This is a genomic window from Nocardioides sp. AX2bis (genome assembly GCF_902506435.1).
In the GTDB taxonomy this organism is placed as follows: domain Bacteria; phylum Actinomycetota; class Actinomycetes; order Propionibacteriales; family Nocardioidaceae; genus Nocardioides.
Genome location: NZ_LR733215.1, coordinates 480,080 through 493,955, shown reverse-complemented (window position 1 = coordinate 493,955; position 13,876 = coordinate 480,080). Strand labels below are relative to the sequence as shown.

Here is a 13,876-nt window from a genome sequence, read left to right as displayed (position 1 = left end):
CGAGCCGACCGAAGCCCCGTTTGCCGGGGCATCCGGAGTTCTTGCGTTACGTCGAGGCCGCGTTCTGGACCGAGATCGCCAACGGACTGCTGTCGATCGAGACCGCTACCGCGGTCGGCGCGACACGTGCGGTCGGCCAGCGGTGGTTCCATCACGCTGATGATGGGGCGCCGTTTGACCTGAAGCTGAAGCCCATGAGCCACTCTCAAGTCACACAGCAGAGCTGCTACTGCTATCCATCGCGCGACGGAGGCTGGTCGCAGGTAAGCGAGCCTCCACGAGATCCGGGAATGTTCAAGTCGCCGCAGCGATGCGACCGGCGTCTGACCCGGACCTAGAGGCAGCGCCACCAGCCAAGGCGTGAAGGTACCGGCTGCATGCCGCGATCGAGGTCACCGTGACCCTTGCCGGTCCGTCAACGGGCGATGGCCACCACCGCGTACGAGCGACCGGGGGTCAGGCGTGCAGTTCTACCGGTTGGTTGACACACCTCCTCGTTGTTACTTTTCCAAACCATGGACAAGTCTTGGTAACTAAGACACACTCGAGTCATGGCGCTCATAGCGGTGGTTCTTTTCGGGTGGTGTCTGTTGTCACTCCCCATTGGCATCCTGGTGGGCCGCCTCCTGCGCCGCTCCCCCGAGGCCAAACCCGCTGGCCGCCGCCCGGCCATGACTGACGTCACGCCGCGGCCCGTCTCTGTGTAGATCTTCCACCTAGTTCTCTCCCCCACTCGAGGTCTTCGTCAGGCTTGGTCATTTCCAGGTTCGTCGGTCACCATAGGCGCGGCAAAGTCGCCGCGCTCATTGTCGCCGGCCGGCCCGGGGGGGACCACACGCCATGACGATCATGTCCGAACGCCGTTCGCAACTGGCGAGCGGCGAGACCAGTCCGAGTCTGCTGGCGCTTCCGCTGGTGACCGCATCGATCGATTTCCTGCTCGCGGCAGCCGCTGCTGGCGTGGCAGCCGTGGGCCGCGAGAGCCTCGGCTTCGTCAACCCTGTCCCCGAGGTCGATCTCGGGGCAGGGGCGATGATCCTGCCGATTGGCTGGGTGCTGGTGCTGACGGCCATGGGGACCTATCACCGCACCGTCCTCGGAGCCGGCACCGAGGAATACCGCCGTGTACTCGGCGCCTCGTTGGGTACGGCCGGCCTGATCGGTGTCGGGTCCTACCTCGCCCACTACGAGTTGTCGCGCGGCTTCTTCCTGCTGTTGTTCGGGCTCGGAACACCGATGTTGCTCCTAGGGCGGTTTGCCGTCCGTCGCGGGGTCCACGCAGCGCGGCGCCGAGGACGCATGCGCCACCGCGTGCTGATCGTCGGGTCGCGTGGTCATGTCGACGAGATCGTCGGTGTCATCCGGCGCGAGGCGTGGTTGGGGTACGACGTGGTCGGCGCACTGACGCCCGCCTCCGACGGGGCGTCAGAGACTGACATCGGGCTCCCGGTCGTTGGAGACGTCGAGCAGGTCACCGAGCTCGTCGCCAGCGCCAGCATCGACGTGGTCTTCTTCGCAGGTGGTGCGGTCGAGTCTGCGACGCAGCTGAGACGCGTCGTGTGGGACCTGGAGAACAGCCCCGTCCAGGTCGTGGTTGCTCCCAGCGTCACCGACATCTCCAGCGAGCGCGTCCGCATCCGCCCGACCGGCGGCCTGCCGCTGATGCACATCGAGCCGCCGCGCTGGATCAAGGCCTCCCGTTGGGGCAAGCGCGCCTTCGACATGGTCAGCTCAGCCGTGCTGCTCGTGATGCTCCTGCCGATCATGGCCTTCACCGCCGTGCAGGTGAAGCGGTTCGACGGCGGACCTGTGCTGTTCCGGCAGACCCGGATCGGGCGCAACGGCCGGGAGTTCTCCTGCCTGAAGTTCCGGACGATGGTCGTCGACGCCGAGGCACTGCTGTCACGGCTCGAGCACGCCCGCGAGAACGGGGGGCTGTTCAAGATGAAGGACGATCCCCGGATCACCTCACCGGGCCGCTGGCTGCGGCGGTTCTCACTCGACGAGCTCCCCCAGCTTCTCAACGTCCTGCGTGGCGACATGAGCCTCGTCGGACCGCGACCGCCCTTGCCGAAGGAGGTCGCCACCTACCAGCCGGACGCGCTGCGTCGTCTCCACGTCCGCCCCGGGCTCACAGGTCTCTGGCAGGTCTCGGGCCGCTCGGACCTGTCCTGGGACGAGACGGTGCGTCTCGACCTCTACTACGTCGACAACTGGTCGATGATGCAGGACCTCAGCATTCTGGCGCGCACCGTCAACGCAGTGCTGGGATCACGCGGCGCGTACTGAGCGCCATGCGACCGACAGGCCCGGTCTCAGCTCTTCTGCTGCCGGTACCAGGACACCGTCTCGACGAGCCCCTCGGCCAGTCCGGTCCTCGCTGACCAACCCGACGCCGTCAGGCGACTGACGTCGAGAAGCTTGCGAGGCGTCCCGTCCGGGTACGTCTCGTCCCACCGGGTCTCGCCCTCGTACCCGGTCGCAGAAGCGACCAGCCCGGCCAGCTCGGCGATGCTGAGATCGGTCCCGGTGCCGACGTTCACGGGTGAGGGGTCGTCGTAGGCCTCCAGCAGGTGCAGGCAGGCTTCTGCAAGATCGTCGACGTGCAGGAACTCGCGCCGCGGTGCGCCACTCCCCCAGTTCGTGACGGAGCGGTCGCCCCGGCGGACCGCGTCGTCGTAACGACGGATCAACGACGCCAGCACGTGGGACGACTCCGGGTCGAAGTTGTCCTCCGGGCCGTACAGGTTCGTCGGCATCGCACTGATCCACGGGAGCCCGTGCTGGCGCCGTACAGCCTGGACCTGCAACAGGCCGGCGATCTTCGCGATCGCGTAGGCGTCGTTGGTCGGCTCGAGCAAGCCGGTCAGCAACGATTCCTCGCGGATCGGCTGCGGCGCGAACTTCGGGTACACGCAGGACGAACCGAGGAAAAGCAACCTCTGCACACCGGCGGCCACGGCCGCGTCCATGACGTTGACCTGGATCTGCAGGTTGTCGCTCAAGAAGTCGAGCGGATAGTCACGGTTCGCCTTGATGCCGCCCACCCGGGCTGCCGCCAGGACGACGACGTCCGGCCGGACCTCCTGCATGAAGGCGGCAACGCCCGCTCGGTCACGCAGGTCCAGCTGCGACGAGGTGCGACCCACCAGCTCGAGGCCGGGTCGCGCGCCCAGGGCACGCCACACCGCAGAGCCGGCCAGGCCTCGATGCCCCGCGACGTAGACGCGGGTGCCGGGCTGCAAGGCGAAGGGTGCCGGCGCCACGTCAGACCCTGTCCGCAGTCAGGTCCCACTCGAAGTCACGGTCGAGCCGTTCCTGGAGAGTCTGCACGTGCGGACGGTAGTACTCGTTCAGACGGCCGCGGAGTCGGGGCTCGAGGGGGCGGGCGGGCAACCGGTTCATGTGGCGCAGGTCCGGCAGCTCGACGTCCGCGTCGATCCCGACGAAGTCGAACACCCGACGCAGGTGGTTGCCCGGGTCGGCGTAGTAGCTCTCGCTGCGCATGACGAGGACCGAGGACGCGGGGAACTGCCCCAGCCAGGTCTCGAGCTGCTCCCAGTACCGCCCGCGAGCGAGGTAGCTGCAGAAGTCATGACTCTCGTCGTACGCGTAGTCGCCGGCGGCCATGCGGTCTCGGGCCGGACGCAGGCGGTCGTCCTCTGCGTCCAGCGCAGCCTCGAACTCGAGGGTCTCGGTCCCGGCGCCGACCCGCTCGTGGAAGTGGGACCAGGCCCGGTCGACGGGATGACGAAGCAGGACGATGACCTTCGCCCCCGGCACGGTCTGCGCCGCTCGTCCGGCGGCAGCCGGATGGAACAGGTAGTACGGGCTGGCGTCGCCGCTCACCACCGGCCCGTCGAGCCCGGCCACCCGCCGCGCGCGCTCACGCCTCTGTTCCGTCGGGAAGTAGGAGCGGTACCAGGACTCGCTGCGGTCCCAGTTGATGTCGAAGTAGTGAGGGCTCTTGAGGTTCTCGGCGGCGGGGAACATGGGCACGACCTGGGGGTGGGTCTGCATGTTGCGCCAGAGCGAGGTGGTGCCGCCACGTTTGGTCCCGATGATGAGGTAGCTCGGCAGCGGCCGGCGCGACGACGTCGCCGCCCCCCACGACCGGAAGCCCCGGCGGGCCAGCTCCTTCGGGAGGCTCGGCGCTACGCGCTTGATCCGTTCAGCTGCGGTCACGTCGTGGCTCCGGTCGGGTCGAATCGTCTGGCCAGGACCCGGTACCCCGCTGGGAGGTCGAGCAGCCGTGGTCGGGCCAAGGCTACTGCGACGATCGCGACGGTGCCGACCGACGCGACGAGGACCGCGGCGAGCAGACCGGACCCGATCCAGGCGCGGGCGGCGAGACCACCCCCGCCGAACACCGCCGTGGTGAGCAGCAGGGCCGCGACGACCGGTCGCGACCAGACTCGCAGCCGGAGGCCATGACTGACCTGCCACCACGCCACGAGGTTGTTGACCACCACCCCGGCACCGAAGGCCCAGGCCGCACCGACCAGGCCGTAGGACGGGATCAGGGCGAGCCCGAGGAGGACCTGGACGGCGAGGGCGCTGGTGGTGCCGACCAGGGTCCAGGAGCTCCGACCGCACATCAGGACGATGCTCTGCACGTTGCCGACCGCGACGTTGACGAGGTTGGCCGCGGCGAGCACCGTGAGCGCGGCCGCGCCGGCTTCGAACCCCGCTCCGAAGACCTCCAGCACCACGTCGGCGAAGACCGCGACCAGCAGGAAGAAGGGGAACGAGACGAGGACCGCCCAGGTCGTCGAGTGAGCGTGGAGCGCCTCGACCCGGTCGAGCTGCCGATGCTCGAAGGCTGCCCCGAGGTGCGGACCCAGGGCCAACCTCATCGCGACCATCACCATCAGACCAGCGGTCACCACTCGGGCGACCGCGGTGAAGACCCCAGCGTCGGCGGAACCAGTGAGGGCCGACAGCATCATCACCCCGATCCACAGCGAGAAGACCTCGAGCGTGCCCGAGAGTGCCCGGGGCAGGGCGAAGCGCCAGAACTCCGCGCCGCCCACGGGCGGCCCTGACGGCGCCTCGCCGGCCCGGGCACCGCGCAGGCGGGCACGCATCGACACGAAGACCACAGCCAGCCCCAGGACCGCAGGCACGAGCCACGCGACGAAGGCGCCGACCACGCCCGCGCCGAGCGCGCACACCACCACGACCGCGGCAGGGCGTGCCAACGGCTTGAACACCTGCTCGACCCAGACGAAGGTCGCCACGCTCCCCGCCCCCCGGGTCGCCCCGAGCAGGGTCAACGTGACCGCCCCGAGGGGAAGACCGACAGCCACCCACCTCAGCAGCACCTGGTCGTCGCCGCTGGGGTCGGCCACGAGCAGGGCCGCCAGTGGTCGAGAGAGGACGAAGATCACGACGCCGACCAGGCCGCTCACGACGAGCACCACCACGGCCGCCCGGACGGCGAGTGGGACGACCTGGTCGTCGCGACCGCGAGCCAGCAGCACGGAGACGAAACGCACGAGGCTGGTGTCCGTGCCGAGCTTCCCCACCGCGATCAGGACGGTGAACACGGCGACAGCGAGGAAGAAGCGGCCGCTGTCCGCGGCACCGAGCGTCCGCGTGACCACCAGTACCAGCGCAAACCCCCCGGCCGCGCTCACGACGGCACCGACGGCACCGAGGGCGCCCCCGGACACGACCGAGGTGCGGCGCCGCGGCTGCGCTGCGGACCGATTATCGGCCGCGCGCCCGACCGCCTCCGTCACGTACCGTCTCCCGGGACGACGGGCCGGGGGTGCCCGCCGACGGAGAGGCTGAGATGTGGGACGGCGCGGCTGACCTCGACTTCGCGATCATCGGTGCGCAGAAGTCTGCTTCGACCTACGTGCACGAGTGCCTGGTCCAGCATCCGTCGATCGACATCCCCCCGGCAGAAGTCCGCTTCTTCGAAGATCCATCGTACTCATCCGCCAGCCAGGCCGGGTTCGAGCAGCTGTTCGGCCCGCGAAGCGCCGACGTACGCCGGGGGCTCAAACGGCCCGACCACCTGGCCGACCCGCTCGCACCCGGGCGGATCACGGCAGCGGCACCGGACGTGCGAGTCGTCGCGGTGCTGCGCGACCCCGTGCCCCGCGCCATGTCCGCCTACGTCCACTACGTCCGTCTCGGGTTCCTGCCCCTGCTGCCGATCAACGACGCGTTCGAAGGCATCCTGGACGGAAGCATGTCGCTGAACGGGCACCCACGTGCTGCCGACGTCCTCGACTACGGCTTGTACGGCGAACACCTGAGCCGCTGGTTGCTGCGTGTGCGGCGCGACCGTGTCCACGTCATGCTCCAGCCCGATCTCGCCTCCGGACCGGCCGCCGAGATAGCGCGCCTGCTGACGTTCCTCGACCTCGACCCCACGACGTCGCCCGCACTGGCAGGTGCCGTCCGGAGCGCCAACACCGGGACGTACGACCACCGGCGCATCCGCCTGCTCCGATCGCGCAACCGGTTCCTGTTCGACTACTCAACAGACCTCTACCGCCGGGAACCGCGTCGGCCGAGCCCCCTCGGCCTGGCGTGGGCGGCCACGGCGACGGCCATCGACCGCGGCGTACTGGCGCGCCGCGACCGGACACGGCAGCCGGTACTGAGAAGTGACCTGCGCGCACGGTTGAGGGACTACTACCGCGAGGACACCGAGGCGCTCGAAGCCCTCATCGGTCCGGTCCCGTGGCACGTCACCAATGACTGAGGACTGACGCAGTCACGGCTTGGACGTGAGCGACGACAGGACATCCGGGATCGCCGGGTGCACCGTCTCGTCCCAGGAGGCGCCGTGACGCGCCAGCTCGGCGGCCCGGAGCCAGCGCTCGGCGAGGTACGCCACGGTGACGGCCCGGGCGGCGTGCTCGTCGATGCCTAGCGGCCGCAGCAGACCAGGCGCCCCCACGACCAGCTCCCGGAGCGCCGTCGCCGGGTCGGTACGACGGACGTAGAGACTCACCACGAGCTGGTAGTGGAGCAGGTCCAGGCCGAGCGGTCGGCCGTCTCCGGCGTGCTCCCAGTCCCACAGCCAGACCTCGTCACCGCGACGGGCCAGGTTCCACGGAGCCAGGTCACCGTGCCAGCCCCCGATGGGGACCGTCGCCGTGGGTGACGCCGATCCTGCGGCGTCCCGCACTGCGTCCTCCACCGCTGCTGCTGCGGTCGGCGCGAGGTCGGCCACAGCGGCGACCCTCTCCGACAGCTGGGCCCACAACGGGAGCCCTGCCAGCTGCCCCTCGTGCAGACGACCGCTCGCGGACGCAGACCTTGCGATGGCGCGGAGCAGGTCAGCCCGGGGAGGCTCCGCACCTTTGCCCCACCGCCGCGACCGGGCTGGCATCGGACGGGTGACCAGCACCTCGGACCCACCCACTGACCCACCGGCGATGACGCCGGGAACCCGCAGGTGGGGGTCCTCGGCGAGTCGTGGACCGATCCGGTCCAGCATCGCGCGCTCACGGAGCACCATCTCGCGCGTGGCCGGGCTCCAGCCGACCTTCGCCCAGCCCAGAGTGTCTCCGGCCCGGCCCACGACCTGCACCGTCGGTTTCCGGTTGGGATCCTTCACACCTGTGATGACCGCACCGGACACCGGGACTCCGAGCTGATCGCGCAACCAGACCAGGAGCGGTGGTGTCGCGGGGAGATCAACGGTCGAGGAGAGGTGCAGAACCGCGCCGGTGGCCTTCATCACGCCGATCGACCTGATCATGCGGTGCCGGTCGGACAACCGCCCCCAGCCGTCGAGCGCGACCCGCACCGTGGGCACGAAGCCCAGCCACGGAAGCACGAACCAGGGCCGCGAGATCGACGGAGCCACGACGTAGCGCATGCTGGGGCCCACGGAACCGAGCTGGTCCTGGCCCCACACGACCTGGCGTAACCAGGCGAAGTCGTCCTCGTTCACACCGTGTCCCTGTCTGGTGCGCACGGCCATGTGTGAAGTCTAGGACCGATCGCACACCAGGGTCCGTTAACGTGAAGGCAACGCAGACGTCGCCTCGTTCCGGCCTACCGTTCAGGAGGTCCAGCAACCGCTTGTAGGAGTTCTCGTGCACTTGTCATCCAGGCTTGCTCTCGCGACGGCGTCGTCGGTCCTCGTCACGTTGGTGCCCGGGGCCTCCGGAGCCGTCGCGGCGTCCGCACCGGCGTCGGCAGGTACGACCGACCAGTGCGCGCTTCTCGAAACCGTTGCGCACCGGGGTTTCCACCCGCCGGGGACCGACGACAACACGATGAAGTCGTTCCGCGGGGCCTCGGCCGCAGGGTTCTCCATCGAGACCGACGTCTGGTCGGACGCGGATGGGGTCCTCTGGGTGTTCCACGACCGATCCACGCGGCGATCAACCGGCGTCAGGGGGTTCATCGACGAGATGACCACCGAAGAGGTGGCCGACCTCCGCTACCGGGACACCGGGGCCCGCATCCCCACGTTCGACCGTGCGCTCGCGCAGTGGGTCTCCACCCCGTCCACACGCGTGTTCGTCGAGGTCAAGCTGGTCGAGGACGTCCTGGCCGTGGCAGAGAAGATCAGGCAGGCAGGGCGGCTCGACTCCACGTTCCTGACTGCCTACACGCCCTACACCTACCGGAACGCACCGGACGTCAGGACCTTGTACAAGGTGCCCGGTTCGGTCAACGACCCAGACCCGAGCATCGCCACGGACATCGGCGCAGACCTGGTGGCCATCCCACGTCCCGCCCTGACCAGGGCCCGTGTCGAGGAGTTCCAGGCTGCGGGGGTCGAGGTGCAGGGTTTCAACAGCAATGCCAAGGCCGCCTGGGCCATCGCGCTCGATGCCCGTGTCGACGGGCAGCTCACCGACTCACCACGTGAGCTGGGGCGGTTCTGCCACCAGTACACGACTCCTCCCCGCATCTCCGACGTGGTCGCCGCAAAGGCAGGGTCACGCAAGATCAGCATCCGGGGCCGGTTCCTCAGCACGGCGAGCTCCGTACGTGTCGCCGGCATCCGTGCCCGACTGCTGCAGGCCGCACCTCGGAGGCTTGAGGTGACGCTGCCCAAGCGTGTGGGGCGAACGGCGAAGGTGAAGGTGGTCACGCCCGCGGGTAGCGACGTCACGCAGCGGGTCCGGGTCCGCCGAGGCTGACCGCAGCCGCCGGACGACCGCGTTTCAGCGTCAAGTCCGTCGGTCACTAGCCTGGCCGGCCTTGAGCCCGCGACATGGCCAGATCAGACCAACGCAGGTATGGTCCACGGCGTCGGTCATCACGGCCGACATCGCCGGGGTTGTCCAGCCCGCGAGGCCTCAATCTTCGATTGAGGACCGGACTACCGGTCCCTTCGCCCACACCGTCGTCGGCGCAGGCCGTCCGACCAACCGCTCCCCGCTGCTCCGAACGCTGCCCGACACAGCGCCCACGCCACACCCGGAGGTTCCTCCCGTGACGATCTTGTCTGCCCTGCAGCAACCGACGCTCTCCGCGAGCGACCGTCACCTGGTCCGTCGCTTCAGCTACGGACTCAACGACACCGTGGCCGCGCAGGTGCGTGCTGCAGGCGGCGGACGAGCATGGTTCCAGCAGCAACTCGACCCAGCGGCTGTGCCCGACGACTCCGGACGCGCGGTTGACGGCTGGTTCCCCACCCTCCAGCTGACGCCGTACGAGATGTGGGCCCGCTACAAGAACAACCGGTCGATGTCCAGCTCCATCCTGGCCGACGAGCTGTCGAGGTGGACGCTGGCCCGCCGTACCGTGAGCCAGCGCCAGGTGCTGGAGGTGATGACCGAGTTCTGGTCCAACCTCCTCCACGCCGCCGCTCCCAACGACAACTGCTGGGTGCACCGCAAGAACTACGACTCGGTGATCCGCCAGCACGCGCTCGGGCGCTTCACCACCCTGTTGTCGAGCGCCATCACACACCCGGCGATGCTGCTCTACCTCGACAACTACGCCTCGACGAACAAGGCACCGAACGAGAACCTCGGACGCGAGGTCCTCGAGTGTCACACCGTGGGTCGCGAGACCGCTTACACAGAAGCCGACGTGGCTAGCTCCACCCGGATCCTCACCGGATGGGCCGTCGACCGGGGCAACTCCTGGAAGCCGTCCTACAACGCGTCAGGCCATGCGACAGGACCGGTCTCCGTCCTCGGATTCAAGGACGCGAACGCCTCGAAGGACGGCCGGGCGACCACCTTCCGCTACCTCGAGTACCTCGCCCGTCACCCGGCGACCGCCCGTCGGGTAGCCCGCGCGCTGGTCAGACGATTCGTCTCAGACACGCCACCGGCATCGATCGTCAACGACGTCGCAGCTGCGTTCGTCTCCTCGGGCACGGACATCAAGTTCACCCTGCGGACCCTGGTGAACCACCCCGAGTTCCGGGCCGCCTCGAGGCCCAAGGTCAGGACACCGACGGAAGACTTCGTTGCGACCACGCGGGCCCTGCACGTGACGTTGCGTCGACCTGCCACCGCTGCGGACTTCGCGAACAAGTCGATCTGGATGTCCATGGACATGGGGCAACGCCCCTTCAACTGGCCGACCCCCGATGGGTTCCCCGACGCGGGCGACGCCTGGAGCTCTGCGACCCGGATGCTCGGTTCCTGGACGGTCCACCAAGCGATGGCCTCCGGGTTCCCGGCGGCGGGCGCTACCTATCGGTCACCGCAGTCGTGGGTGCCGGACCTCCCCGCCCGGTTCGACGTCGTCGTCAACCGACTCTGCGGCCGGTTGCTCTTCGAACCACCCACGACCGACATGGTGGCCGCCGCCTGCGCCTCCGTCGGCTTGCAGCGGGACGACGTGATCACCGCCGGCCACCCCTTGATGACCGAACGCCTTCCACTCCTGCTCGCCTGCCTGCTCGACTCTCCTCTCCACATGAAGCGGTGATGGCTTGATGCGCCACGTGTCTCACACTGATTGCTCCTGCGCGGACTACTCGACGTCACGGCGATCGGTGCTTCGCGGCCTTGGCCTGGCAGCCGGGGCCGGCACCGTCACCGCCCTCAGCGAGGGGATCTTCCGTCAGGTCTCCTATGCGGCGACCCCCAGTCCCGGCAACGTCCTCATCGTCCTCAGCCTGCGCGGGGGCGCCGACGGGTTGTCGATGGTCGTGCCCTACGGCGATCCCGGATACGCCGCAGCCCGACCATCGATCGCCGTGCCACGGAGCCGGCTGCTCGAGCCGGACGGCTTCTTCGGCCTGCACCCCTCGTTCGCGCCTCTCCAGCCGATGTGGCGTCAGGGAAGGATGGCCGCGGTGCAGGCCGTCGGACTCCCGATGCCCAACCGCAGCCACTTCGCCGCCATGGAGTCCATCGAGGACGCCGACCCCGGGTCATCGGCCCGCACCGGCTGGCTGAACCGGATGATCGGGCTGACGGCGGACGACGCCCCTACGGAAGCCGTCGCCATGGGGTCCTCCATGGTCTCGACGTCCCTGTACGGCTCGGAACCGACGCTGGGGATCCGCCAGACTGCTGCCATCGGGTTGCCTGGCGCGAACAGCGGACCGCAAGCAGCCTGGAAGCGACGTTCACTCGATGCGATGTGGCGAGGTCCCCAGGACCCTCTCGGCAGGGCCGGGACATCGGCTCTCGACGCGTCCCTGAAGCTGGCGCCACTGGCGAGGACCCAGCCCAGGCCGGCCGCCGGCGCCAACTACCCCGGCACGCCGCTGGGACGGGTCATGCAGGACACCGCCCGCCTGGTGAAGGCCGGCGTAGGCGTCCGCGCCGTGACTGTCGACTTCGGCAGCTGGGACATGCACGTGGGCGTCGGCAACCTCGACCACGGGTCCATGTCACCCATGATCTCCGACATGTCGGCCGCCATCGCGGCGCTGTTCACGGACCTCGGAACGCTGGCGTCCCGCGTCACCCTGGTGACGATCAGCGAGTTCGGCCGCCGCGTCGGCGAGAACGCGAACGCCGGCCTCGACCACGGCCATGGCAACACCATGTTGGTGCTGGGTGGCGGGGTCAACGGCGGCCGCGTCTTCGGTCGGTGGCCGGGGCTCGACCGCGGCGACCTGATCAACGGTGACCTCGCAGTCACCCGTGACTACCGCAGCGTGCTCAGTGAGATCGTGCGGAACCGGATGAGCACGAACGTCGGGGCGGTCTTTCCGGGATTCCGCCCGGAGGCCGCGCTCGGCTTCATGGCCTGACCAGACACGCGGCCAGGCCACGCCCTGCGACGCCCTTCCGACCCGAGAAGGACGCGCGGGGATCCTGATGGTTCCCAGCGCGTCCTGCACGTAGTCGTCGTCTGGTCCGCCGGGGGAATCAGCCCGCAAGTGGGGTGAAAGCAATGCCCCAATGAGGCCTGCCGTTGAAGACCTTGCTCTCACTACCGATCCACAGGCCCTTGTCGGTGACGTCGAAGCCGAAGCCACCAATGCCGCTCTGCTTGGGCGGGTCCCAGGCCAGCGCCCTGCCGGTCGACGGGTCGATCGCGCCGATCCCCTTGCGGACCACGGCCCCCGGACCGGCGTAGTCCTTGCCGAACGGGTTGTCGAGCCAGCGGTGGTGGCCCTGCACGTACACCGCGGCCCCGGTGATCACGACCGAGGTGAGCGTGTCGCCGCCGGTGTAGTTGATCCAGGTCGGCCGGGTGGGGCGCGCGACAGCTGTCTCGAACCGAGCGGCCGCATCGCAGACGTGGGTGCCGATCTGCTGCGTCGTGGCTGGGACGTACCCGCTGGAGGCGAGGACGAACCAGTCACCCGTGGGAGCGAAGTCGACGTCGTTCAGGTACGCCTGGCGTACCGGCGTGTCGGAGGCGCACTTGTCGGCCAGCGGCGCGTAATACCACTCGTTGAGCGTGGCTCCGGTGGCGGTGAGATCGAGCATGAATGCGCGGGGGCGGGAGACGCCGTCGATGGTCGTGAAGTTCCCGACGGCGACGAGCCGGGTGCCGGCAGGATCGATCGAGAAGCTGTAGACCGACGTCGAACCCGCACTGTTCGCGATCTTCCCCAAGACCGTGGTCTTCAGGTACCGGGTGTCGACGCCCGTAACCGGGTCCAGAGCAATCAGACGCCGGCCGAAGCTACCCGCCGCGAAGAGACGACCGTCGACGAGATCCAGCTGACGGGTCCCGACCATCGGACGCGGCCTGAAGGTCGGGTCCACCTCACCGGTAGCGGCATCGATCTTGACCAGACCGGGAGAGGGCACGCCGTTGACGTTCTGGAAGTTCCCACCCAGGTAGACCGAGTCCCCGCTGGCCTCCACCGCCCAGACGGCCCCGTCCAGCTGGGGGGCGGCTCCGCTGATCTCACCGGTCACAGCGTCGAAGGCGACGAAGTTCGAGCGGTCGAGGACCGGTGACGACTTCGCGGCGCCGCGGACCTGGTGGAACTCGCCGCCGGCGAACATCTGGTCACCCGCGGACGTGATCGAGAGCACCCTCGGGCCGCGCGGGAACGCCCCGTCGTCGACCAGGTTCGGAGTGAACTCTGCTGCGGTCTCTGACACGACAACCGGGTGCACGACCTCGCTGGCCGAGGCAGCCCCGCCCGACACCAGGCTGGATGCAAGGACGGCAGCCACGGCGGTGAATCGCGCCGAACCCCGTGCCAGACGAGCACGTCGCGACACCACGACAGGGGCGCGACTAGCGGCGGATCCCCCAGAAGCGAGGGTACGAGGACGGTTCTGCCACATGCTGGCTCCTGGAGCGTTGGGGTGCGGACCCGAGAGTGCGACCTGACGGCCACGCGAGTAGGTTCCACCAGCGGACTGGGACCTTCGGACACTGAGACGAAGTTTTCCCCTGACTTGGGTACGCCTGCGCTGCCCGACCCACGCGGTATCGCCGGGTGGTTCCAGACGCTTCGTGTCGACGGCGCAACGTCACCGGTCAAAATTCTGTCCGCGCGATTATC

10 protein-coding genes are annotated in these 13,876 nt (G+C 68.9%); 5 read left to right on the top strand and 5 right to left on the bottom strand.

Annotated features, from left to right (window positions below):
• Window positions 1–840: 840 nt before the first annotated feature.
• Window positions 841–2,289 carry a sugar transferase gene (locus GV155_RS02430; protein WP_201300031.1) on the top strand — a complete coding sequence of 483 codons (1,449 nt, stop codon included), beginning with the start codon at window positions 841–843 and terminating at the stop codon, window positions 2,287–2,289.
• Window positions 2,290–2,315: 26 nt separating this feature from the next.
• On the opposite strand, the gene GV155_RS02425 is transcribed toward GV155_RS02430, so the two are convergent.
• The 3 genes from GV155_RS02425 to GV155_RS02415 are packed head-to-tail and all read right to left on the bottom strand — an operon-like array spanning window position 2,316 to window position 5,639.
• A complete protein-coding gene (locus tag GV155_RS02425; protein WP_160004913.1) occupies window positions 2,316–3,266 on the bottom strand; it encodes a GDP-L-fucose synthase family protein in 951 nt (316 codons plus the stop codon).
• 1 nt (window position 3,267) lies between these two features.
• Window positions 3,268–4,185 carry a sulfotransferase domain-containing protein gene (locus GV155_RS02420; protein WP_160004911.1) on the bottom strand — a complete coding sequence of 306 codons (918 nt, stop codon included), beginning with the start codon at window positions 4,183–4,185 and terminating at the stop codon, window positions 3,268–3,270.
• On the bottom strand, window positions 4,182–5,639 hold the full coding sequence (locus GV155_RS02415; protein ID WP_268892566.1) for an oligosaccharide flippase family protein: 1,458 nt from the start codon (window positions 5,637–5,639) through the stop codon (window positions 4,182–4,184). Before GV155_RS02415 ends, GV155_RS02420 begins: the two co-directional genes overlap by 4 nt.
• A 134-nt stretch (window positions 5,640–5,773) precedes the next feature.
• On the opposite strand from GV155_RS02415, the gene GV155_RS02410 reads away from it, so the two are divergent.
• Entirely contained in the window at window positions 5,774–6,721 is a 948-nt protein-coding gene (locus tag GV155_RS02410) for a sulfotransferase family protein (RefSeq protein ID WP_160004907.1), read from the top strand.
• A gap of 12 nt (window positions 6,722–6,733) precedes the next feature.
• On the opposite strand, the gene GV155_RS02405 is transcribed toward GV155_RS02410, so the two are convergent.
• Window positions 6,734–7,195 (bottom strand): hypothetical protein, encoded by a 462-nt coding sequence (locus GV155_RS02405; protein ID WP_160004905.1) that lies wholly within the window; start codon window positions 7,193–7,195, stop codon window positions 6,734–6,736.
• Between the two features lie 871 nt (window positions 7,196–8,066).
• Here GV155_RS02405 and GV155_RS02400 point away from each other — a divergent pair.
• From GV155_RS02400 to GV155_RS02390, 3 genes are all read left to right on the top strand, one after another.
• A complete protein-coding gene (locus GV155_RS02400) occupies window positions 8,067–9,125 on the top strand; it encodes a glycerophosphodiester phosphodiesterase (RefSeq protein WP_160004903.1) in 1,059 nt (352 codons plus the stop codon).
• Between the two features lie 61 nt (window positions 9,126–9,186).
• A complete protein-coding gene (locus tag GV155_RS02395; protein WP_160004901.1) occupies window positions 9,187–10,875 on the top strand; it encodes a DUF1800 domain-containing protein in 1,689 nt (562 codons plus the stop codon).
• Window positions 10,876–10,882: 7 nt separating this feature from the next.
• On the top strand, window positions 10,883–12,154 hold the full coding sequence (locus tag GV155_RS02390; protein ID WP_160004899.1) for a DUF1501 domain-containing protein: 1,272 nt from the start codon (window positions 10,883–10,885) through the stop codon (window positions 12,152–12,154).
• Window positions 12,155–12,272: 118 nt separating this feature from the next.
• On the opposite strand, the gene GV155_RS02385 is transcribed toward GV155_RS02390, so the two are convergent.
• Entirely contained in the window at window positions 12,273–13,655 is a 1,383-nt protein-coding gene (locus tag GV155_RS02385; RefSeq protein ID WP_160004897.1) for a hypothetical protein, read from the bottom strand.
• Window positions 13,656–13,876: the final 221 nt, after the last annotated feature.